The organism is Ensifer sp. VA4, from assembly GCF_055710065.1.
In genome coordinates this window covers 372,590-393,295 of sequence record NZ_JBVQPO010000005.1, presented here as the reverse complement: position 1 = coordinate 393,295, position 20,706 = coordinate 372,590, and the positions used below count along the sequence as shown (strand labels likewise).

At 61.9% G+C, this 20,706-nt stretch carries 20 protein-coding genes and 1 pseudogene; 14 read left to right on the top strand and 7 right to left on the bottom strand.

Going from position 1 to position 20,706, the window contains the following annotated elements; genetic code table 11:
* Positions 1-117 precede the first annotated feature (117 nt).
* Together dapA and smpB are read left to right on the top strand one after the other, a co-directional pair.
* Entirely contained in the window at positions 118-1,002 is an 885-nt protein-coding gene (gene dapA, locus AC0C6X_RS11290; protein ID WP_247957890.1) for a 4-hydroxy-tetrahydrodipicolinate synthase, read from the top strand.
* Positions 1,002-1,481, top strand: coding sequence for an SsrA-binding protein SmpB (gene smpB / locus AC0C6X_RS11285; RefSeq protein ID WP_173515995.1), 480 nt, complete (start codon positions 1,002-1,004; stop codon positions 1,479-1,481). Before dapA ends, smpB begins: the two co-directional genes overlap by 1 nt.
* A 174-nt stretch (positions 1,482-1,655) precedes the next feature.
* On the opposite strand, the gene AC0C6X_RS11280 is transcribed toward smpB, so the two are convergent.
* Entirely contained in the window at positions 1,656-2,237 is a 582-nt protein-coding gene (locus AC0C6X_RS11280; RefSeq protein ID WP_057252816.1) for a LabA-like NYN domain-containing protein, read from the bottom strand.
* A 467-nt stretch (positions 2,238-2,704) separates the two neighbouring features.
* Between AC0C6X_RS11280 and rpoZ the strand changes: the two genes are divergently transcribed.
* From rpoZ to era, 8 genes are all read left to right on the top strand, one after another.
* Entirely contained in the window at positions 2,705-3,112 is a 408-nt protein-coding gene (gene rpoZ / locus AC0C6X_RS11275) for a DNA-directed RNA polymerase subunit omega (RefSeq protein ID WP_173515996.1), read from the top strand.
* A gap of 214 nt (positions 3,113-3,326) precedes the next feature.
* Positions 3,327-5,552, top strand: a complete 2,226-nt coding sequence (locus tag AC0C6X_RS11270) for a RelA/SpoT family protein (RefSeq protein WP_173515997.1) — start codon at positions 3,327-3,329, stop codon at positions 5,550-5,552.
* 202 nt (positions 5,553-5,754) lie between these two features.
* Positions 5,755-5,904, top strand: a complete 150-nt coding sequence (locus AC0C6X_RS11265) for a DUF3563 family protein (protein WP_173515998.1) — start codon at positions 5,755-5,757, stop codon at positions 5,902-5,904.
* Between the two features lie 191 nt (positions 5,905-6,095).
* Entirely contained in the window at positions 6,096-6,650 is a 555-nt protein-coding gene (locus AC0C6X_RS11260) for a DUF2062 domain-containing protein (RefSeq protein ID WP_173515999.1), read from the top strand.
* Positions 6,647-7,066, top strand: a complete 420-nt coding sequence (gene acpS / locus AC0C6X_RS11255; protein WP_173516000.1) for a holo-ACP synthase — start codon at positions 6,647-6,649, stop codon at positions 7,064-7,066. Before AC0C6X_RS11260 ends, acpS begins: the two co-directional genes overlap by 4 nt.
* A 160-nt stretch (positions 7,067-7,226) precedes the next feature.
* Complete coding sequence (gene lepB, locus AC0C6X_RS11250) at positions 7,227-7,970, top strand: signal peptidase I (protein ID WP_173516001.1); 744 nt, start codon at positions 7,227-7,229, stop codon at positions 7,968-7,970.
* Positions 7,970-8,686 (top strand): ribonuclease III, encoded by a 717-nt coding sequence (gene rnc / locus AC0C6X_RS11245; protein ID WP_173516002.1) that lies wholly within the window; start codon positions 7,970-7,972, stop codon positions 8,684-8,686. Before lepB ends, rnc begins: the two co-directional genes overlap by 1 nt.
* 8 nt (positions 8,687-8,694) lie before the next feature.
* Entirely contained in the window at positions 8,695-9,624 is a 930-nt protein-coding gene (gene era, locus AC0C6X_RS11240; protein ID WP_173516003.1) for a GTPase Era, read from the top strand.
* 179 nt (positions 9,625-9,803) lie between these two features.
* Here the strand turns inward: era and arsC are convergent, their stop codons facing one another.
* On the bottom strand, positions 9,804-10,232 hold the full coding sequence (gene arsC / locus AC0C6X_RS11235; RefSeq protein ID WP_173516004.1) for an arsenate reductase (glutaredoxin): 429 nt from the start codon (positions 10,230-10,232) through the stop codon (positions 9,804-9,806).
* Positions 10,233-10,357: 125 nt separating this feature from the next.
* On the bottom strand, positions 10,358-11,338 hold the full coding sequence (locus tag AC0C6X_RS11230) for a glycerophosphodiester phosphodiesterase family protein (protein WP_173516005.1): 981 nt from the start codon (positions 11,336-11,338) through the stop codon (positions 10,358-10,360).
* A 176-nt stretch (positions 11,339-11,514) separates the two neighbouring features.
* On the opposite strand from AC0C6X_RS11230, the gene AC0C6X_RS11225 reads away from it, so the two are divergent.
* The 4 genes from AC0C6X_RS11225 to AC0C6X_RS11210 all read left to right on the top strand — a co-directional run bounded on the left by AC0C6X_RS11225 (position 11,515) and on the right by AC0C6X_RS11210 (position 17,191).
* The gene (locus tag AC0C6X_RS11225; RefSeq protein ID WP_472953110.1) at positions 11,515-12,513 is read left to right on the top strand and encodes a glutathione S-transferase family protein; all 999 of its coding nucleotides are present in this window, start codon (positions 11,515-11,517) and stop codon (positions 12,511-12,513) included.
* A 332-nt stretch (positions 12,514-12,845) separates the two neighbouring features.
* Positions 12,846-14,153, top strand: coding sequence for an SAM-dependent methyltransferase (locus AC0C6X_RS11220; RefSeq protein ID WP_173516007.1), 1,308 nt, complete (start codon positions 12,846-12,848; stop codon positions 14,151-14,153).
* 209 nt (positions 14,154-14,362) lie between these two features.
* Positions 14,363-16,669, top strand: a complete 2,307-nt coding sequence (locus AC0C6X_RS11215; RefSeq protein WP_173516008.1) for a Tex family protein — start codon at positions 14,363-14,365, stop codon at positions 16,667-16,669.
* Positions 16,670-16,873: 204 nt separating this feature from the next.
* On the top strand, positions 16,874-17,191 hold the full coding sequence (locus tag AC0C6X_RS11210) for a hypothetical protein (RefSeq protein ID WP_173516009.1): 318 nt from the start codon (positions 16,874-16,876) through the stop codon (positions 17,189-17,191).
* A gap of 45 nt (positions 17,192-17,236) precedes the next feature.
* Here the strand turns inward: AC0C6X_RS11210 and rkpK are convergent, their stop codons facing one another.
* From rkpK to AC0C6X_RS11190, 4 genes and pseudogenes are all read right to left on the bottom strand, one after another.
* Positions 17,237-18,550, bottom strand: a complete 1,314-nt coding sequence (gene rkpK / locus AC0C6X_RS11205; protein WP_173516010.1) for a UDP-glucose 6-dehydrogenase — start codon at positions 18,548-18,550, stop codon at positions 17,237-17,239.
* A gap of 69 nt (positions 18,551-18,619) precedes the next feature.
* Positions 18,620-19,663, bottom strand: a complete 1,044-nt coding sequence (locus AC0C6X_RS11200; RefSeq protein ID WP_173516011.1) for an NAD-dependent epimerase — start codon at positions 19,661-19,663, stop codon at positions 18,620-18,622.
* A 70-nt stretch (positions 19,664-19,733) separates the two neighbouring features.
* Positions 19,734-19,844 (bottom strand): annotated as a pseudogene (locus AC0C6X_RS11195) (transcriptional regulator); the annotation flags it as partial.
* Between the two features lie 3 nt (positions 19,845-19,847).
* Positions 19,848-20,591, bottom strand: coding sequence for a L,D-transpeptidase (locus AC0C6X_RS11190; RefSeq protein WP_173516012.1), 744 nt, complete (start codon positions 20,589-20,591; stop codon positions 19,848-19,850).
* Positions 20,592-20,706 lie beyond the last annotated feature (115 nt).

Below are 20,706 nucleotides of genomic sequence, written 5' to 3'. Positions count from 1 at the left end.
CGTGTCACGACGCTTGCCGCAGCCCCCTCACATGATTATGGTGCGGCAGTTTTTTAACCGTCGATTACGGCCAAAGCATGAGTGCATTTTGCACCTTTGTGCCGTCAGGAGTTGTGCATGTTCAAGGGTTCCATTCCCGCTCTCGTAACACCGTTCACCGCGACCGGCGCGGTGGATGTGGATGGTTTCGTCGCGCATGTGGAATGGCAGATAAAAGAAGGCAGCCATGGTCTCGTGCCGGTCGGCACCACCGGCGAGTCTCCGACCCTTTCCCATGACGAGCACAAGAAAGTCGTCGAACTCTGCATCGAGGCGGCCGCCAAGCGGGTGCCGGTGATCGCCGGCGCCGGCTCCAACAACACGACGGAAGCGATCGAGCTTGCCCAGCATGCCGAAAAGGCCGGTGCCGACGCGATCCTCGTTGTCACGCCCTATTACAACAAGCCGACGCAGAAGGGCCTCTTCGCGCATTATGCGGCGATCGCCGAGAGCGTGAAGCTGCCGATCGTCATCTACAACATTCCCGGCCGTTCGGTCGTGGATATGAGCGTCGAGACGATGGCGGCGCTCAGCAAGGCCTATGCGAACATCATCGGCGTCAAGGATGCGACCGGCAAGATCGAGCGCGTATCCGAGCAGCGCATGGCCTGCGGCCCGGAGTTCGTACAGCTTTCCGGTGAGGACGCGACTGCACTCGGCTTCAACGCCCATGGTGGTGTCGGCTGCATCTCGGTCACGGCCAACGTGGCTCCACGCCTTTGCGCCGAGTTCCAGGAGGCAACGCTTGCCGGCGAATTCGCCAAGGCGCTCGCCTACCAGGATAAGCTGATGCCGCTGCACAAGGCGATCTTCATGGAGCCGGGTCTCTGCGGTGCGAAATATGCTCTGAACCGCCTTGGCCGGATGAGCCGCACTGTGCGCTCGCCGCTGTTGTCGACGCTGGAGCCGGCAACCGAGGCAGCGATCGACGCGGCACTGAGGCATGCAGGATTGATGAACTGATGGCACCCAAAGGAAGCCAGCGCACGGTCAAGAAAGTCGTGGCGGAAAACCGAAAGGCCCGCTTCAACTACGAGATCGTCGACACCTACGAGGCCGGTCTGGTTCTGACCGGCACCGAGGTCAAGTCGTTGCGCGAGGGCAAGGCCAACATTGCTGAATCCTATGCGACAGACGAAGGCGGCGAGATCTGGCTGATCAACTCCTATCTGCCGGAGTATCTTCAGGCGAACCGCTTCAACCATGAAACGCGGCGGCGGCGGAAGCTGCTTCTGTCGAAGCGCGAGGTCAATCGTCTGCAGGGCGCGGTCAACCGCGAAGGCATGTCGCTGATCCCGCTGCGCATCTATTTCAACGAGCGCGGCCGGGCCAAGCTCGAGCTGGCGCTCGGCAAGGGCAAGAAGCTTCACGACAAGCGCGAGAGCTCGAAAGAGCGCGATTGGAACCGCCAGAAAAGCCGCCTGCTGAAGGACCGTGGCTGAGCGATCCCTCGTCCGCTAGGTCGCCACCGGTCATGCCCAACGAACAAGACCAGACCGAAGGTTCTTGGCCGATAGAGTTCGAGGCTCGCGCGACACGCACCGCTATCGCCTGCCCAAAGTGTTGCACCGCCCTTCGAGCTCTAGCTTGAAAGCGTTTCGCTGATTGTCGCCGTTTTAGATTTCGACGGGGTCGGCCACCGGTTCGGCCGTATGCCGCGGGGTACGTTCGGAAGGCTCGCGGCCGATCTCCGCCCGCAGCGTCGCGAGGTCGATGAAGTGGTCCGCCTGGCGCCGCAGGTCGTCGGCGATCATCGGCGGCTGGGTCGACATCGTCGAGACGACCGAGACCTTGCGGCCCTTGCGCTGCAGCGCTTCGACGAGCGTGGTGAAGTCGCCGTCACCGGAGAAGATGACGAGGTGATCGACGGTCTCGGACTGCTCCATTGCATCGATCGCGAGTTCGATGTCCATATTGCCTTTGATCTTCCGGCGACCGAGCGAGTCGGTGAATTCCTTGGCCGGCTTCGTCACGACCTTGTAACCGTTGTAGTCTAGCCAGTCGATCAGCGGGCGAATTGAAGAATATTCCTGATCTTCGATGAGCGCTGTGTAGTAGTAGGCGCGGAGCAGATAGCCGCGTTTTTGAAAGGCTTTCAGCAGCTTGCGATAGTCGATGTCGAAGCCGAGGCTCTTCGATGCCGCGTAGAGATTTGCGCCGTCGATAAAAAGTGCGATCTTTTCGCGGGGATCAAACATCGTCTTTCCTTTTCAATGCCGGCGCATCAAATGCCCGCTGCCGGCCGATACGCAAAATAAGTCGTTTACATTAATAATTGCTGATATTGCAAATAATGTAGGCTAGGCATTGCATTATTCCAGCAGGGCGCTCGCGAATATAGCTAGTTTTAGCAGTTGCTATAGATCGTCCACATCCCTGGAATGCCTTTTCTACCAGGCGTTTTGGCGTTGCGGCCTATAATGCAACCAGGTGTTTGCGAGTAAGGTTTTCCAGCCCATTTGGATCGCATTTTATCACGAAGTGTGACGTTACGTGAGCGTCACTTGAAGGAAAAACTTGAACTTGCCTTGTTTTGATTGTATCCGGACGGCTAATTCCAGAAATCGGAGCCGACGAGGCCGTCGCTAGACGGCTGTTTCCGGTTTCGTGTCGTCAATCCGTGCAGCGGCCATGCCGCCGCGCTTCGAGCCCAAAAGGACAGGCAATGGCCCGCGTCACCGTCGAAGATTGCATCGACAAGGTCGATAACCGTTTCGAACTCGTTCTGCTTGCCAGCCACCGCGCGCGCCTGATCTCTCAGGGTGCCGCCATCACCATCGACCGCGACAACGACAAGAACCCTGTCGTTGCGCTGCGCGAGATCGCCGATGAAACGCTTTCTCCCGACGACCTCAAGGAAGATCTGATCCACTCGCTGCAGAAGCATGTTGAAGTGGACGAGCCCGAGCCCGATCCGGCTTCGCTGCTTCAGTCGGAATCGGAGACCACGTTCGCCGAGGTTGCCGAAGATGAGGATCAGCCGGAAGCGATCACGTTCGACCGCATGTCGGAAGAGGAACTGTTGGCCGGCATCGAAGGTCTCGTGCCGCCGGAAAAGAGCGACGACTACTGAGATCCTTCGCGGAACGCCCGTTCCCGCGTGTTTTCAAAGCAGTGCGCCACTCGTATGATTGGCGCACTTTTTTATTGATTTCTTCCAGAGCGGGATGAAGAAAGTGTCCGCGGTTTTCCGCCCGCATTCCGCTCTGGCGTGTGAGAAACGATCACGTTTATGATTTTAGGTCGATCCGACCTGAAATCACCCCGCTCTAGAGGACCGCCAGCGAATGATGCGCCAATACGAGCTCGTAGAGCGCGTGCAAAAATACAAGCCCGACGCCAATGAAGCCTTGCTGAACAAGGCCTACGTCTATGCGATGCAGAAGCATGGCCAGCAGAAGCGGGCAAGCGGCGATCCCTATATCTCTCATCCCTTGGAAGTGGCGGCCATCCTGACGGAAATGCGGCTCGACGAGTCGACGATCGCGGTCGCGCTGCTCCACGATACCATCGAAGACACGACCGCAACCCGCCAGGAGATCGACGATCTCTTCGGCGAAGACATCGGTGCGCTCGTCGAGGGGCTGACGAAGATCAAGAAGCTCGATCTCGTCACCAAGAAGGCCAAGCAGGCCGAGAACCTGCGCAAGCTGCTGCTGGCCATTTCGGATGACGTGCGCGTTTTGTTGGTGAAGCTTGCCGATCGGCTGCACAACATGCGCACGCTCGACCACATGTCGGCGGAAAAGCGGGCCCGCATCTCCGAGGAAACCATGGATATCTATGCGCCGCTCGCCGGCCGCATGGGTATGCAGGACATGCGCGAGGAACTCGAAAATCTCTCGTTCCGCCACATCAATCCAGAGGCTTTCGAGACGGTCACCCGGCGACTGGAGGAGCTTTCCCAGCGCAACGAAGGTCTGATCAAGAAGATCGAGGACGAACTGCGGGAACTCCTTCAGGCTGAGGGCCTGAAGGCTGCGCAGGTCAAGGGGCGCCAGAAGAAGCCCTATTCGGTGTTCCGCAAGATGCAGTCGAAGTCGCTGTCGTTCGAGCAGCTTTCCGACGTCTGGGGTTTCCGCATCATTGTCGATGACATCCCGTCCTGCTACCGGGCGCTCGGCATCGTCCACACCCGCTGGCGTGTCGTTCCAGGCCGGTTCAAGGACTATATCTCGACGCCCAAGCAGAACGACTACCAGTCGATCCACACGACGATCGTCGGTCCGTCGCGCCAGCGCATCGAGCTGCAGATCCGCACGCGGCGGATGAACGACATCGCCGAATACGGCATCGCGGCCCATTCGCTCTACAAGGACGGGGAGGGGAACTCGAACGATACCGCCCTGTCGCCGACCTCGAACGCCTATTCCTGGCTGCGGCGCACGATCGAATCCCTCGCGGAGGGTGATAATCCCGAAGAATTCCTCGAGCACACCAAGCTCGAACTGTTCCAGGATCAGGTATTCTGCTTCACCCCCAAGGGACAGCTCATCGCGCTGCCGCGCGGCGCGACGCCGATCGACTTCGCCTACGCCGTGCATACCAACATTGGCGATACCTGCGTCGGCGCCAAGATCAACGGCCGCATCATGCCGCTGGTCACCCGCCTCAACAATGGCGACGAGGTGGAGATCATCCGCTCGGGCATCCAGGTGCCGCCGCCAGCATGGGAAGAGATCGTCGTGACCGGCAAGGCGCGTTCGGCGATCCGCCGCGCGACGCGGGCCGCCATTCGCAAACAATATGCCGGGCTCGGCTATCGCATTCTCGAGCGCACCTTCGAGCGCGCCAACAAGACGTTTTCGCGAGAAGCGCTGAAGCCGGCGCTGCACCGTCTCGGTCAGAAGGAAGTCGAGGACGCGATCGCCGCTGTCGGTCGCGGCGAGCTTTCTTCTCTCGATGTCCTGCGCGCCGTGTTCCCGGACCATCAGGACGAGCGCGTGACGGTGAAGCCGAGCGCCGACGATGGCTGGTTCAACATGCGCAGCGCCGCCGGCATGGTGTTCAAGCTGCCGGGGCGCGGCAAGGATGCGAACGGCGCGGCCCAGGTCGAAGGGCCGGAAGCGCTTCCAATTCGAGGCCTTTCCGGCAATGCCGAAGTGCATTTCAGCCCCGCAGGTGCCATTCCCGGCGATCGCATCGTAGGCATCATGGAGAAGGACAAGGGCATCACCATCTATCCGATCCAGTCGCCCATCCTGCAGAAATTCGACGACGAACCGGAGCGCTGGATCGATGTGCGCTGGGATCTGGATGAGGCCAATAGCAGCCGCTTCATGGCGCGGATTGCGATCAGCGCCCTGAACGAGCCCGGAACGCTGGCTGAGGTGGCGCAGGCGATCGCGACCAGCGACGTCAATATCCGCTCACTGTCGATGGGCCGCGTGGCGGCGGACTTCAGCGAGCTGCAGTTCGACCTCGAAGTCTGGGATCTGCGTCAGCTCAACCACCTGATCGCGCAGCTCAAGGAACTGCCGAGCGTGTCGATGGTGAAACGCCTCTTCGAGTGAGCCGATCGACACGGCTGCCCGCAACGCTGCCGTGCCCGCTGCTGGGCAGTTCTGCACATGGATGCCTCGAAAACAGGCATGAGATGCATGGCAAAACGGCAAGGCATGCTGCAGGCGCATGGCTGCCGCCTTTTCCTGGAACTGGTGGGAAAGGGGCCTCTAAACTATCTTCTGTCTCGGGAGGTAAACAAAGAGGTTTGCCATGTTCAATCAGTTGAAGAAGATCACCCGCGCACTGCGCGTCCCCACTCAGGAAGAGCGCGAGCTCGCCTATCTCAACAATTCGGTCGATCGTATCGATCTCGAATACCGTCAGCGTCAGATCGACCGCGGCCTGTTCCGCTACTACTAAGTCGATCGCGTCCCGTCTCGTGGGCGGGATGCTGAAGCTATGCGTTCGATGAATGGCTCGCCTGCGACACGTGCGCGGCGCGCCGGCGGGTTGCAAGCAACGGGCATGACGCCTATCTTGCCGCCAGCAAACAGGCGGACGCGCCGTCTTGTGCCGGGCCACGGCATCCAAGATGCGGTCATGACGGCAGAATGTTATTCAGACGTAGAAAACCGGTCACGATTTCCGAAAGGCTCCGCGCGCTCCTTTGGCCACGCAAGGGCTTTCGGCGTGGCCCGCGCTATATCGCCCTGCGTATCCTGCGGCTCGCTTCGACGCCGCATTCCGTCGCTGTCGGCGTGGCTGCTGGCGTGGCATCGTCATTCACGCCGTTCTTCGGCCTGCACGTCGTCATAGCCGTCGCCCTGGCCTTCGTCTTCTCGGGCAACCTGGTTGCCGCCGCGATCACCACCGCGCTCGCCAATCCGGTGACGATCCCGATGATCCTGACGGCGTCCTATGAGCTCGGTATCGCGCTTTTGGGCGTGGAAAGCGCCCATGCCGCCAGCAGTGCCGACGTCATGCGTATGGTCGAGCACCTCGACCTTTCCGCCCTTTGGGGACCGGTGGTCAAGCCGATGCTCATCGGTTCCCTGCCGCTGGCCGCTGCTGGCGCGCTGACTTCCTATATTGCGGCTTACCATGCGGCTCGCATTTTTCAGAAGCGACGCCCGGCACGCGCCAAAGACTTCGGACCCTTCTCATGATCATAGGCATAGGCAGCGACCTGATTGATATCAGGCGGATCGAAAATTCGCTTTCCCGTTTCGGCGAGCGTTTCGTGCAGCGCTGTTTCACCGATGTCGAGATCGCCAAGTCCGAAGGCCGGAAGAACAGGGCTGCGTCCTACGCCAAGCGGTTCGCGGCCAAGGAAGCCTGTTCGAAGGCGCTGGGCACGGGGCTGGCGCAGGGCGTCTTCTGGAAGGACATGGGCGTCATCAATTTGCCCGGCGGCAAGCCGACCATGAACCTCACTGGCGGTGCGGCGGAGCGTTTGGTGCAGATGCTGCCGCCCCATCACCGGGCGGCCATTCACGTGACGATCACCGACGATTTTCCTCTGGCGCAGGCCTTCGTGATTATCGAGGCGCTGCCCGTTGCCCCGGTTGAGGGAACGGTTTAGAGCATTCCGCTGGAAAACCCGGTCCAGGGCGATTGAAGGGCAGGCAGTCTGCAGCATATGAGACCGCATTGTACGCAGTTTGAAGGTGGGATCAGAACTGCAGAAGAAAGTTGAGAGCAAGCCCCGGTGAGGGCGTGCCATGATAAAGGAAGACAAAAGCGTGGCAGAAAAGACAGAAGCGAAGCAGAGCGGCCTCTGGGAAAACGTGAAGGTCGTTATCCAGGCGCTGCTCCTGGCGGTCGTCATCCGTACGGTGCTCTTTCAGCCCTTCACCATTCCCTCGGGCTCGATGATGCCGACGCTGCTCGTCGGCGACTACATCTTCGTCAACAAGTTCGCCTACGGCTTCTCCAAGTATTCGCTGCCGCTCTCGCCCGATCTCTTCTCCGGCCGCATCTTCGCAAGCGAGCCGAAGCGCGGTGATATCGTCGTCTTCCGCTTCCCGCCGAACCCCGACATCGACTATATCAAGCGCCTCGTCGGTCTTCCGGGTGATCGCGTCCAGGTGCGCAATAGCATCCTCTACATCAACGACAAGCCGGTCGATCGCGTGCCGGACGGTGCGTTCCGCGCCGACGACCAGTACGACACGGGCGGAGACGTCCCGGTCTATCGCGAAAGCATGGACAACGGCGTATCCTACGACACGCTCGACCAGTTCCCGGACTCGCGCGGCGACAATACCCGCGAATTCATCGTGCCCGAAGGCCACTACTTCATGATGGGCGACAACCGCGACAACTCGGCCGACAGCCGCTTCGACGTCGGCTTCGTGCCGGCCGAGAACCTGGTTGGCCGCGCCAGCATGATCTTCTTCTCGCTCGGCAACGACACCTCGTTCCGCGAAATCTGGAAGTGGCCGGCGAACCTGCGTTACGATCGTCTGTTCAAGGCGGTCGAATAATGAAGTCGCGGTCGCTGAGCGCGGAGGACCGGGCAAAGCTCGAGACCGTGATTGGCTATCAGTTCGCGGAGAAGGAGCGCCTGGACCGGGCGCTCACCCATTCCAGCGCCCGTAGCGCCAAGGGCTCCAACTATCAGCGCCTGGAGTTCCTGGGAGACCGGGTGCTGGGGCTCTGCGTTGCCGAGCTTCTGTTCCAGACGTTTCGCGACGCAAACGAAGGCGAGCTCTCGGTACGGCTGAACCAGCTCGTCAGCGCCGAAAGCTGCGCCAAGGTTGCCGACGATATGGAACTGCACCAGTTCATTCGCACCGGCTCCGACGTCAAGAAGATTACCGGCAAGGCGATGATGAATGTGCGGGCCGATGTGGTAGAGTCGCTCATCGCCGCCATCTATCTCGATGGCGGCCTTGAAGCTGCCCGCGGCTTCGTGCTGCGCCATTGGAAAGACAGGGCAGTCCGCGCCGACGGTGCCCGCCGCGATGCGAAGACCGAATTGCAGGAATGGGCGCATGCCAAGTTCGGCATCGCGCCGACTTACAGGACGGACGATCGTTCCGGCCCGGACCACGATCCCCGCTTCACGGTAACCGTGGAGATTTCGGGGATCGCGCCGGAGACCGGGATCGATAGGTCCAAGCGCGGCGCCGAGCAGGTGGCCGCGATGAAATTGCTGGAACGCGAAGGCGTGTGGCGGAAAAACCCCGCCGGAAATTGACGGAAAAAATGACGGATATGGATAAAGATACGGCCGCCGAGGGCGCGCCGACCCGCTCGGGTTTCGTGGCGCTGATCGGCGCGACCAACGCAGGCAAGTCGACTCTGGTCAACCGCCTCGTCGGTGCCAAGGTGTCGATCGTCAGCCACAAGGTCCAGACGACGCGCGCCATCGTGCGCGGCATCGCCATCCACGACAACGCCCAGATCGTCTTCATGGACACGCCCGGCATCTTCAAGCCGCGCCGCCGGCTCGACCGTGCCATGGTGACCACCGCCTGGGGCGGCGCCAAGGATGCGGACGTGATCATGTTCCTGATCGATAGCGAACGCGGCTTGAAGGGCGATGCGGAAACGATCCTCGAGGGGCTCAAGGAAGTGCACCAGCCGAAGATCCTCGTGCTGAACAAGATCGACCAGGTGCGCCCCGAAGACCTCTTGAAGCTGGCGGCCGCCGCCAACGAGACGATCAAGTTCGACCGCACCTTCATGATCTCGGCGCTCAACGGTTCCGGCTGCGACGACATGATGGACTATCTCGCGGCCGCTCTGCCCGAGGGCCCCTGGTATTATCCGGAAGATCAGATTTCCGATCTGCCGATGCGCCAGCTTGCAGCCGAAATCACCCGAGAAAAGCTGTTCCTGCGGCTGCACCAGGAGCTTCCCTATTCCTCGCATGTCGAAACCGAGAAGTGGGAAGAGCGCAAGGATGGCTCGGTGCGCATCGAACAGGTGATCTATGTCGAGCGCGAAAGCCAGAAGAAGATCGCGCTCGGCAAGGGTGGCGACGCGATCAAGGCGATCTCGACGGCATCGCGCAAGGAGATCTCCGAGATCCTCGAGCAGCCGGTGCACCTCTTCCTGTTCGTCAAGGTGCGCGAGAACTGGGGCGACGACCCCGAGCGCTTCCGCGAAATGGGCCTCGAATTTCCGCGATAGGCCTGGCCGCACTGGCCCGCTGCAATACGACGTTGGCGCCTGCACAGGACGGGCGCCGCATTGTGGCGGCATACGCCTGTCGAGATGCACGCAGGCTGCCGCGACAGTTCAGATCGGCGGCATAAGTCCTTAAATCGATTCCGAAGCAAGGCCTTGTACAGTGGCCGCCGAAAGCGAGATCACGCGCCTGAAATCCGCTTTCCCTCTGCATCGAGAACCGGCTCCCCGTCCTCCTTCGAGAACGGACCCTTGTGCGTATCAGGCAGAATGTCGAGCACCAGTTCGGACGGGCGGCAAAGCCGCGTGCCGATCGGCGTCACCACGAAGGGACGGTTGATGAGGATCGGATGCTCCATCATCGCGTCGAGCAGGCGATCGTCGCTGAGTGCGGGGTCGGCGAGCCCGAGTTCCCCATAAGGCGTGCCTTTCTCGCGGATCACGTCACGAACCGTCAGGCCGGCATCGGCGATCATCTTTTCGAGTTCCTGCCGCGATGGCGGCGCCTGCAGATACTCGACCACGGTCGGTTCTATGCCGGCGTTGCGGATTATCGCCATCGTATTGCGCGAGGTGCCACAGGCGGGATTGTGGTAGATCGTGACGTCCATGAGCTTGCCTCCTGCGAAGTCGAGACGGGCCGGCCGTTGCTGACGGGTCCGGACGATTGTTTTCGAAGTCATAGGATCGATGCCGGCGAGCGGCAAGCGGCGCGCTGGATAGTGCGACAGTTCTTTCAGCGGCCGGCGATCCGGCGCTTTCCCAGTGCCGGTCCAATCACCTCGATCCGGTTGGTCCAGATGTAGCCGGAAAACCCCGGCGGGACCAATTCCAGATCCTGCATCGTATCGATCCCGGCGGTGAAGTCGCCGCCGTGATAGGGGCCGAGCAGGATGATCTCGCTTCCGGCCGCTTTCATGCGTTCGGAGAAGCGATCGGGCCAACCCCACAGGAAGTGCGCATAGTTGCCGGGTACGACGACGAGAGTGTTCTTGCAGGCCTCCGGCATGAGACCCATCCAGCCGTAACCGAGATACCGGGTGAGGCACGCCATCGTCGACGTCCGGTCATAGCCGCGCGTGCCGTCCAGTTGCTTCAGCGTCTCACGCGTCGGCTCCTCGCCGCCATAGACTCCGAACACAGCCTCTCGCCATTGCGGCTGCGCTTCGATCAGCGTTGCAAGTGCCGCGCCTTCTTCGGCGCGCCGGCTCTTGAAGTTGATGAGGAACTTGCGGTCGGGCAGGGAAGTCAAGACCTCGTCCAGCGTCGGCATCTGGCCGACACCCTTGCCGCGGAAGGGGAACGTCTTGCCGCCATCGGCCGTATAGCCGTAGCCGATATCGAGACCCTTCAGCGTCGTCATCGGCGTCTCTTCGGTCACGCCCTTGGCTTCGGTCCGGCAATCGAGCGTCCAGTCGTGGAATACGGCGAATTGCTTGTCCGGCGTCAGATGCACGTCGAGTTCGACGACGTCAGCCCCGGCGTCGAAGGCCGCCTGCATCGAGGTGATCGTGTTTTCAAGATAGGGATGCCGCGGCGTGTCGATGATCGTTGCCGTGCAGGTGTCGTTGCCGACATTCGTTTTTGGATAGGTCTGATGGACGCCTCGGTGTGCGAGCAGGTTCGCCGCGCCCGGCGGCGGCGTGACAAACAGCGACGTGTTCATCAGCCAGACAATGGCGGCAAACAGCGCAATAGCGGCAAGGGCCTTCTTCATCCCGATTCTCCTCTTGAAGTCGGGATTACTCGATAATGTGGCGCAACGATGATCGTGCACGTATCGCGTGCGTGTCGCGGATTGCGAACAATGTGTCACCCGCGCGCGCGATTGACCCTTAGCCAGGCCCTGTGAGACGTAGCTATCGCTGATTTTTTGCGATCCGGAGAGAAGAAATGCCGCAGCTTGTCGAGGGGAAATGGGTCAAGGGCGACGTTGCGGCGAGCGAGATGAAGGGCGGCGCATTTCACCGGGAACCGACGCGCTTTCACCGCTGGATCACGCCAGACGGAAGCCCGGGCCCGAATGGCCAGCCGGCTCTGCCGGCCGAGGCTGGGCGCTACCGCCTGTTCGTTTCCTATCTCTGCCCCTGGGCCTCGCGCACGATCGCTTTCAGAAACCTCAAGGGATTGCAGCAGATCATCGGGCTTACGGTGGCCAACCCGGTTCTCGGCGAGGATGGCTGGACCTATGACGAGCCCGTCGATGCCGGCGAGCGCGTCGGCAAGATCCGCTTTCATCATGAACTCTATGTGGCGAGCGACCCGACCTATACCGGCAAGGTCTCTGTTCCGGTTCTCTGGGATATGCAGGAGGGGCGGATCGTCAACAACGAGTCCGCAGACATCATCCGTATCCTGAACGCAGCCTTCGATCACCTGACCGGCAACCGGCTCGATTTCTATCCGGAGGCGCTGCGCAGCGAGATCGATCGCTGGAACGGCCCGATCTACGAACGGGTCAACAACGGCGTCTACCGGTGCGGCTTTGCGAAGACGCAGGAAGCCTATGATGAGGCGGTGGCGAGCCTGTTCGGCATGCTCGACGGGCTTGATGCGCACCTTGCGGCCAACCGGTACCTCGCCGGCGAGTACCTGACCGAGGCCGACATCCGCCTGTTCGTCACCCTGGTGCGCTTCGATGCGGCCTATCACGGCGCCTTCAAATGCAACATCCGTCGGATCGAAGACTACCCGGCGTTGTCGAACTACTTGCGCGAAATCTATCAATGGCCGGGCATCCGCGAGAGCGTGCGCTTCGATCACATCAAGCGCGGTTACTACGGCATTGCCCACATCAATCCGACCCGTATTGTTGCCGCTGGCCCAATCCTGGACTTCGATCGCCCGCATGACCGTGCTCGCCTGGGGGGCCGAGGGATCATTGGTGGCTAGGCTGTTCCTCAGCAATTGCTAAGGAACCAAATCTATGAGGGGCCACAAAGAGCCCATTGCCAATCGATTGAAGCTTCCTAGATTAATGGAAGTTCTGATGGATAGGAGCCCGATGGCGGCTGGCCTGACGAATATCCGGCGACGCAAGCACGAGGAGCCTGACGCGCCCGCTGGATGCCGTGAGGCCACGCCCGAGCCGGTTCTCGCCGCTTCGGGACGCGCCGCGTCTGTTCCCAATGCGCGCCGGCGCATCTCCTCGAAGCCCCGAACGAGCCGACCCTTCGCATCTCTCATGCACCAGGACACGTCTGTAGGTCTGGTAGGGGTGGGATATGAATGCAGCATTGTTGACTTTGCTTCGTCGCCTAGTGCGCAACGGCAACCTGACGGTGACTTTTTCTTCCGGCGAACAGGTCATTCTGGGTGACGGCACCGGAAAACCGGCATCGATCCGCATCGTCGATGCAGAGGCGGAGAAAGCGATCGTCCGGGACCCGGGCCTTCGCTTCGGTGAGATGTACATGGACGGGCGCGTCGTCATCGAAAGAGGTGACATCTTCGACGTGCTTTCGATCGTCAAGGACAATGGGCTGGAGAATGCGGCAACCTTTGCGAACACGCTGACGGCCCTGCAGCATGTCTTGCGCCAGCAGGTGCGCAGCCGCATGCCTGTCAACCGCAACCGGCACAATGTTGCGCATCATTACGATCTCGACCGCAAGCTCTTCAACCTGTTCCTCGATGAGGATTGGCAATATTCCTGCGCCTATTTCCAGCCGCGGGGCATCTCGCTCGATGCGGCCCAGCTTGCCAAGAAACGGCATATCGCCGCGAAGCTTCTGCTGGAGCCGGGGCAGAAAGTGCTGGAAGTCGGTTCTGGCTGGGGCGGAATGGCCATGTACCTGGCCGAATCCTCCGGGGTGGAGGTCACCGGCATCACGCTCAGCGAGGAGCAGCTCAAGGTGTCCCGTGATCGCGCCGCCCGGCGCGGGCTTTCCGATCGCGTCCGCTTCGAACTGCAGGACTACCGCACCATGCAGGACCGGCAGTTCGATCGCATCGTCTCCGTTGGTATGTTCGAGCATGTCGGCATCGGCAATTACGGAAATTTCTTCAGCAAGATGAAGGAGTTGCTGAAGCCTGAAGGTGTCATGCTGCTGCATTCGATCGGCCAGGTCTACAAGCCCTGGGCAACCAATCCATGGATCGAGAAATACATCTTCCCCGGCGGTTACATTCCCGCTCTTTCCGAGGTTCTGCCATCGGTCGAGCGGATGCGGCTCCTGGTGAAGGATATCGAGATCCTGCCGATGCACTATGCCTGGACCTTGCGCGCCTGGCGGGAGCGGTTTGTCGCCCGCCGCGAAGAGGCGGTGCGGCTCTATGACGAACGCTTCTTCCGCATGTGGGAATTCTATCTGGCGGCTTCCGAAACGGCCTTCCTCTACGACAAGCACTTCGTCTTCCAGCTCCAGCTTTCGCCTTCTCTCGATGCCGTGCCGGTCTCCCGCGGTTACATCGAGGAGCGGGAGCGGCAATTGATCGAGTTCGAGAAACGCCGGCCGCCACTCGAACCGGTCAACAATTGGGATGAAGCGCCGCCGGAAGAACATATCGAGCCGGCTGCAATCGCGGTCTGATCCAAGGCCATCTCCGCGGCCCCACAGGGGGCCAGGGGTTCCGATCTTCTGTGGAGTTCCGGATTTCCTCCGAAGGCCTTCACTTGGCCTGGAAGCTCTGCGCCTTTATGGTCGCGAACCAAACGAACTGCCTGTTTCCCTGGATCGGCTGCGATCCAGGGACAAAACGTGCAGCGCTTCGAAGCGCTGCAGGAAAGACGGAACTCCCCATGGCCAGCCCCGCAAAACCTATCGCCGCCATCATCGCCAGCGAAATCAAGGCAACAGCTTCTCAGGTTACCGCCGCTGTCGAGTTGCTGGACGAGGGGGCAACGGTGCCGTTCATCGCGCGTTACCGCAAGGAAGTGACCGGCGGGCTCGACGATACGCAACTGCGTGTGCTGTCGGAGCGGCTGACCTACTTGCGCGAACTCGAGGCACGCCGGGCGTCGATCCTCGAATCGATCCGCGGGCAGGGCAAGCTGACCGACGAACTCGAAGCCAAGATCGCCGCCGTCGAAACCAAAGCCGAGCTCGAAGACATCTATCTGCCCTATAAGCCGAAGCGCCGCACCAAGGCGGAGATCGCCCGCGAGCGTGGCCTCGGACCGCTGGCCGAAGCGATCCTTGCCGATCGCTCCATGGCGCCGGCCGATCGCGCAACCGCCTTCCTGTCCGCCGAGGTCGTCGATGTGAAGGCGGCGCTCGATGGTGCCCGCGACATCATTGCCGAAGGCATGACCGAAAACGCCGACTTGCTTGGCCGCCTGCGCAACCACATGAAGGGCGCCGCCTTCCTGCGCGCAAAGGTGGTCGAGGGCAAACAGGAAGCCGGCGCCAAGTTCTCGGACTACTTCGACCACTCCGAGCGTTGGGCGACGACGCCCAGCCACCGGGCGCTGGCGATGCTGCGCGGTTGGAACGAGGAGGTGCTTTCCGTCGACATCGTCGTCGATCAGGACGATACCTCGCCGGTCAAGCCGGTCGAGCGCATGATCGCCGCCGCCTACAATGTCGGCGCTCATCTGCCGGGTGACAAATGGCTGGCCGAGATGATCGGCTGGACCTGGCGCGTGAAGCTCTCCATGTCGCTGTCGCTCGACCTGATGCGCGAACTGCGCGAGCGCGCCGAGGAGGAGGCGATCCACGTCTTTGCCCGCAACCTCAAGGACCTGCTGCTTGCCGCACCCGCGGGATCGCGGGCGACGATGGGGCTTGATCCGGGCATCCGCACCGGCGTCAAGGTCGCCGTGGTCGACGGCACCGGCAAACTCCTCGAAACGACGACCGTCTACCCGTTCCCGCCGAAAAACGACATTCGCGGAACGCAGGCCGAGCTCGCCTCGCTGATCCGCAAGCACAAGGTGGAACTGATCGCGATCGGCAACGGCACGGGTAGCCGCGAGACCGAAAAGCTGGTTGCCGACATGCTGCAGCAACTGCCTGCGCCGAAGCCGACCAAGGTCATCGTCTCCGAGGCCGGAGCATCGGTTTACTCGGCCTCCGAAACCGCCGCCCTGGAGTTCCCCGGCCTCGACGTTTCTCTGCGCGGTGCCGTTTCAATCGCCCGTCGCCTGCAGGATCCGCTGGCCGAACTCGTGAAGATCGAGCCGAAATCGATCGGCGTCGGCCAATACCAGCACGATGTCGACCAGTCGAAGCTCAGCCGCTCGCTCGATGCGGTGGTGGAAGATGCGGTGAATGCCGTCGGCGTCGACGTCAACACGGCGTCTGCCCCACTGCTCGCCCGTGTTTCCGGTCTCGGCAAGTCCTCGGCCGAGGCGATCGTGGCGCATCGCGACGCGACCGGGCCGTTTGAAAGCCGCAAGGAGCTGTTGAAGGTGCCGCGGCTCGGCGCGCGCACCTTCGAACAGTGCGCGGGCTTCCTGCGTATCCCGAACGGCAAGGAGCCGCTCGACGCCTCCTCGGTGCATCCGGAAGCCTATGGCGTTGCCAAGAAGATCGTTGCAGCCTGCGGCCGCGACGTGCGCGCGCTGATGGGCGACAGCGCTGCATTGAAGAAGCTCGATCCGAGGACCTTCGTGGACGAACGGTTCGGCCTGCCGACCGTCAAGGACATCCTGGCCGAACTTGAAAAGCCGGGCCGTGACCCGCGCCCGAGCTTTAAGACGGCGACCTTCGCCGAGGGTGTCGACGACATCAAGGACCTGAAGGTCGGCATGCAGCTCGAGGGCACCGTTACCAACGTTGCGGCCTTTGGCGCCTTCATCGATATCGGCGTGCACCAGGACGGGCTTGTTCACGTGTCGCAACTGGCGGACCGCTTCATCAAGGATCCGCACGAAGTGGTGAAAGCCGGAGACGTCGTGACCGTCCGCGTCACCGAGGTGGACGTTGCCCGCAAGCGCATCGGCTTGACGATGCGAAAGGACGGCGGCGCCGAGTCTGGCCGTGAGGCGCGTGGAAGTGCACCGAACGGCGGCAACCGCGGCGCGCCCGTGCGTCAGCAGAAGCCGCAAGCGCCATCGCAAGGCGCCTTTGGGGCGGCCTTGATGGAAGCGATGAAGCGCAAATAGCAGCGCCTCTATCGGGGCGCTCCGGCGCCCCGAGGGACAGTCTATAATTTAGATAATTGTAATAATATCGGCTTTCCGCCATACTCTCTTCATCGTGGCACGTGCATTTTGTGAGCAATGTGCCGATCGAGCAGCCGGATCGACGGCGGAAAAGGTCAGCGGAAACTCCTCCTCCGCCGGGCATCCGGTGAAAGGAGTTGCGTGATGGTACGCAAGGTGATCCGCGGCTTCGCGCTGGCCGCTCTTCTGGCGGCAGGTGTGACGGCGCGCCCGGTTCCGGCAGTTTCGCAAGCGCCCATAAATTGCGCTAACCGATCCGAGGTGATCGAGTTTCTGGCGCGACAATATCGAGAGAAACCAGCCGCGACGGCGCTCATCAATCCTCAGGCGATCATGGAAGTCTACGCAGCCGACAACGGCAGCTGGACACTGATCGTCACCGACGTCAACGGCCGCAGCTGCGTCATCCTTGCGGGCAAGAGTTGGGAAGCTCTGCCGCCGCTGCCGGTTCCAAAAGCATAGCCGGCCGCGCCGTACCGTGCGCGGCCTCTCGCCGGTTGGGACCCCTCAGAGGGGCCGGCCGATACTGGAATAGGCAAAGCCGTGCTTGGCGACCTCGTCCTGGCGGTAGATGTTCCTGAGGTCGACGAGCACAGGCTTCTTCATCGCCGCTTTCAGGCGGCGGAAGTCCAGCGCCCGAAACTCGTTCCATTCCGTAACGATCACCAGCGCATCGGCCTCGTTGGCCGCCTCGTAGGGATCGCCGGCGTAATCGATACCGTCGATGATCTTCTTGGCGTTCTCCATGCCTTCCGGGTCGTAGCCGACAATGTGGGCGCCGGCATCCTGCAGCGTCTGCACGATGGCGATCGCCGGGCTGTCGCGCATGTCGTCGGTGTTCGGCTTGAAGGTGAGGCCGAGGATCGCGATCTTGTGGCCGCGCACGTCGCCGCCGGCCGCCGCGATCACCTTGCGCCCCATCGCCCGCTTGCGGTTGTCGTTGATCGCAACCGTGGTCTCGACGAGGCGCACGGGCGCGTCATGGTCCTGGGCGGTCTTGACCAGGGCCAGCGTGTCCTTCGGGAAGCACGAGCCGCCGTAGCCGGGGCCGGCATGCAGGAACTTCGAGCCGATGCGGCCGTCGAGGCCGATGCCGCGGGCGACGTCCTGGACATTGGCGCCGACCTTTTCGCAGAGATCGGCCATCTCGTTGATGAAGGTGATCTTCATCGCCAGGAAGGCATTGCCGGCATACTTGATCAGCTCGGAGGTGCGGCGCGACGTGAAGACGAGCGGCGACTGGTTGAGATAGAGCGGCCGGTAAACCTCGGTCATGACGTCGCGCGCCCGCTCGTCATCGCCGGCAACGCCGATGACGATGCGGTCAGGCCGCTTGAAGTCCTCGATCGCCGCCCCCTCGCGCAGGAATTCCGGATTGGAGACGACGGCGAAATCGGCGCCGGGATTGGTCTCGCGAATGATGCGCTCGACCTCGTCGCCCGTGCCGACCGGAACGGTGGACTTGGTGACGATGACGGTGAAGCCCTGGAGATTGGCGGCGATCTCGCGGGCCGCCGCATACACATAGGACAGGTCCGCATGACCGTCGCCGCGGCGGGAAGGGGTGCCGACCGCGATGAAAATCACGTCGCTGTCGGCGACGGCGGCAACGAGATCGGTGGTGAACGACAGCCGGCCCGAGGCGACGTTGCTGGCGACCAGCTGGTCGAGGCCGGGTTCGAAGATCGGGATTCGCCCCTGCATCAGCGCGTCGATCTTGCTCTCATCCTTGTCGAGGCAAACGACGTCATGACCGAAATCCGCAAAACACACACCGGAAACGAGGCCCACATAGCCGGCGCCGATCATCGTGATTTTCATAGGCTCTTTCCTTCGTTGTCTGGCGAGCTCTTGTCGGTGAACGCGCAAACCCTGCCGGTTCGCACGTGCTTATGCCTGCGAGGCCGAGGATCCGGCTTTGCCGTCGACATTGTAGTATTCCTCATACCAGGCGGCAAAGCGCGCCACGCCTTCTTCCACCGGGATCGAGGGTTTGAAATCGGTCAATGCCTCGAGCAGATCGGGAGAGGCATAGGTGCGCGGCACGTCGCCCTGCTGCATCGGCAGCATGTTGCGCAGCGCCGGTTTGCCGACCGCCTTCTCGACCGTCTCGACGAAGGTCATCAGCTCGACCGGCTGGCCGCCGCCGACATTGACGACCCGGAACGGCCCCTGGCGCGACAGCGTGTCCTCGGCCCTCTCGGACGGCACGCGGTTTTCTTCCGCCGGCGCCACTTGCGAGAGCCGGAGAATGCCTTCGACGAGGTCGTCGATGTAGGTGAAGTCGCGGCTCATGCGGCCTTCGCCGTAGATGTCGATCGGCTGTCCCTTGTGAATGGCGTCGACGAACTTGAACAGCGCCATGTCGGGCCGGCCCCAGGGACCATAGACGGTGAAGAAGCGGAAGGCCGTGGTCGGAACCTTGTAGAGATGGGCATAGCTGTGCGCCATCAGCTCCATCGATTTCTTCGTGGCGGCATAGAGCGTCATCGGCTCATCGGCGCGATCGGTTTCCGCAAACGGGATCTTCTCGTTGGCGCCGTAGATCGACGACGTCGAGGCGAGCATCAGGTGCTTCGGGCCGAGTTCGCGCGCCAGTTCCAGGATGTTCCACGAACCGAAGAGGTTGGAATCGACATAGGCCTTGGGATTTTCGAGGCTGTAGCGCACGCCGGCCTGGGCCGCGAGGTGGATGATGACCTCGGGCTCGGCAATCTCCGCCGCATGGTTCAGCGCCGCGCGGTCTTCGAGCATGCCGACGACGGCCTTGAAGCCGTTCGATCGGGACAGGATTGCATGCCGGCGCTGCTTCAGCGTGACATCGTAATAGGGCGTCATGCCGTCGAAGCCGACCACGAAATGTCCTTCGTCGATCAATCGCTTGGCGAGATGAAAACCGATGAAGCCCGCGGTGCCGGTGATGAGGTAGCGCACGACCATGTCCCCAGATTGTGTTGTCAGGGCGTTCTTACGAAGAAAGCCGCGCAATGGAAAGTCGAAACCATCACTCCGATGGTCGGTCCAGCCCCTGTTGCAGCGCGGAGAGGACCGACATCGCGTGTCCCGCATATTGGCTGATCCGGCGCTCGTGGATGGCTTGGATCGGCAAGGCGTTCTATCAATAGGCCGGGGGCAGGCCGCCATTGGCAGCGCTCGCCATGGGCACGCCGGCGGCCGGCTCCGTCATCGGCGGTTCGGCCTGCAGTACCACGACACGCGAGTCGAGCGGCACGCGGCTGTAGAGATCGATGATATCGGGGTTGAAGAGACGGATGCAGCCGCTCGACACGGCCTTGCCGATCGACCAGGCCTCGGTCGTGCCGTGGATGCGGAACAGCGTGTCGCGGTTGCCCTGGAAGAGATAAAGCGCGCGCGGTCCAAGCGGGTTGCGCACACCCGGCTCCATCCCGCCGGCAAGCGGGCCGTAGCGCTCGGGCTCGCGCGCCACCATGTCCTGCGTCGGCGTCCAGCGCGGCCATTCGGCCTTGCGCGCAATGCGCGCCTCGCCCGCGAATTCCAGGCCGGCCTTGCCGACACCGATGCCGTAGCGCATCGCCATGCCGCCATCCTGGACGAGGTAGAGGAAGCGGTTCTGCGTATCGATCACGATCGTGCCCGGCGGCTCATGCGTCTGATAGGCGACCTGCTGGCGCAGATATCGCTTGTCGACCATGCTGATATCGATCGCGTCCAGCGGGAACTTTTCGTTGGGCAGCGGCCCGTACATCGCCACATAGTGTGGATCCGGTCCCTTCGGCTTGGCCGGCCCCGACGTGGTGACGCAACTGGCGAGCGTCGAGGTGGCGAGAAGAAGGGCGAAGAGCTGCGCCAGGCGGCCGGCGCTGTTCCGGGACACACACATAATGAAAATTTTGATCCTGCTGATTGTCATTTTGGGCGGGAGGCACGGCTTTTGCCGCTCTTCCGTTCTAATGTCAAAGACGGCGTCCGGGCGGCGACAGCATGTCGCAAATGAG

Bases quoted from the DNA above. Each gene is read 5' to 3' on its own strand.
- dapA (WP_247957890.1), top strand. From the start codon at position 118: ATGTTCAAGGGTTCCATTCCCGCTCTCGTAACACCGTTCACCGCGACC.
- smpB (WP_173515995.1), top strand. From the start codon at position 1,002: ATGGCACCCAAAGGAAGCCAGCGCACGGTCAAGAAAGTCGTGGCGGAA.
- AC0C6X_RS11280 (WP_057252816.1), bottom strand. From the start codon at position 2,237: ATGTTTGATCCCCGCGAAAAGATCGCACTTTTTATCGACGGCGCAAAT.
- rpoZ (WP_173515996.1), top strand. From the start codon at position 2,705: ATGGCCCGCGTCACCGTCGAAGATTGCATCGACAAGGTCGATAACCGT.
- AC0C6X_RS11270 (WP_173515997.1), top strand. From the start codon at position 3,327: ATGATGCGCCAATACGAGCTCGTAGAGCGCGTGCAAAAATACAAGCCC.
- AC0C6X_RS11265 (WP_173515998.1), top strand. From the start codon at position 5,755: ATGTTCAATCAGTTGAAGAAGATCACCCGCGCACTGCGCGTCCCCACT.
- AC0C6X_RS11260 (WP_173515999.1), top strand. From the start codon at position 6,096: ATGTTATTCAGACGTAGAAAACCGGTCACGATTTCCGAAAGGCTCCGC.
- acpS (WP_173516000.1), top strand. From the start codon at position 6,647: ATGATCATAGGCATAGGCAGCGACCTGATTGATATCAGGCGGATCGAA.
- rnc (WP_173516002.1), top strand. From the start codon at position 7,970: ATGAAGTCGCGGTCGCTGAGCGCGGAGGACCGGGCAAAGCTCGAGACC.
- era (WP_173516003.1), top strand. From the start codon at position 8,695: ATGACGGATATGGATAAAGATACGGCCGCCGAGGGCGCGCCGACCCGC.
- arsC (WP_173516004.1), bottom strand. From the start codon at position 10,232: ATGGACGTCACGATCTACCACAATCCCGCCTGTGGCACCTCGCGCAAT.
- AC0C6X_RS11230 (WP_173516005.1), bottom strand. From the start codon at position 11,338: ATGAAGAAGGCCCTTGCCGCTATTGCGCTGTTTGCCGCCATTGTCTGG.
- AC0C6X_RS11225 (WP_472953110.1), top strand. From the start codon at position 11,515: ATGCCGCAGCTTGTCGAGGGGAAATGGGTCAAGGGCGACGTTGCGGCG.
- AC0C6X_RS11220 (WP_173516007.1), top strand. From the start codon at position 12,846: ATGAATGCAGCATTGTTGACTTTGCTTCGTCGCCTAGTGCGCAACGGC.
- AC0C6X_RS11215 (WP_173516008.1), top strand. From the start codon at position 14,363: ATGGCCAGCCCCGCAAAACCTATCGCCGCCATCATCGCCAGCGAAATC.
- AC0C6X_RS11210 (WP_173516009.1), top strand. From the start codon at position 16,874: ATGGTACGCAAGGTGATCCGCGGCTTCGCGCTGGCCGCTCTTCTGGCG.
- rkpK (WP_173516010.1), bottom strand. From the start codon at position 18,550: ATGAAAATCACGATGATCGGCGCCGGCTATGTGGGCCTCGTTTCCGGT.
- AC0C6X_RS11190 (WP_173516012.1), bottom strand. From the start codon at position 20,591: ATGTGTGTGTCCCGGAACAGCGCCGGCCGCCTGGCGCAGCTCTTCGCC.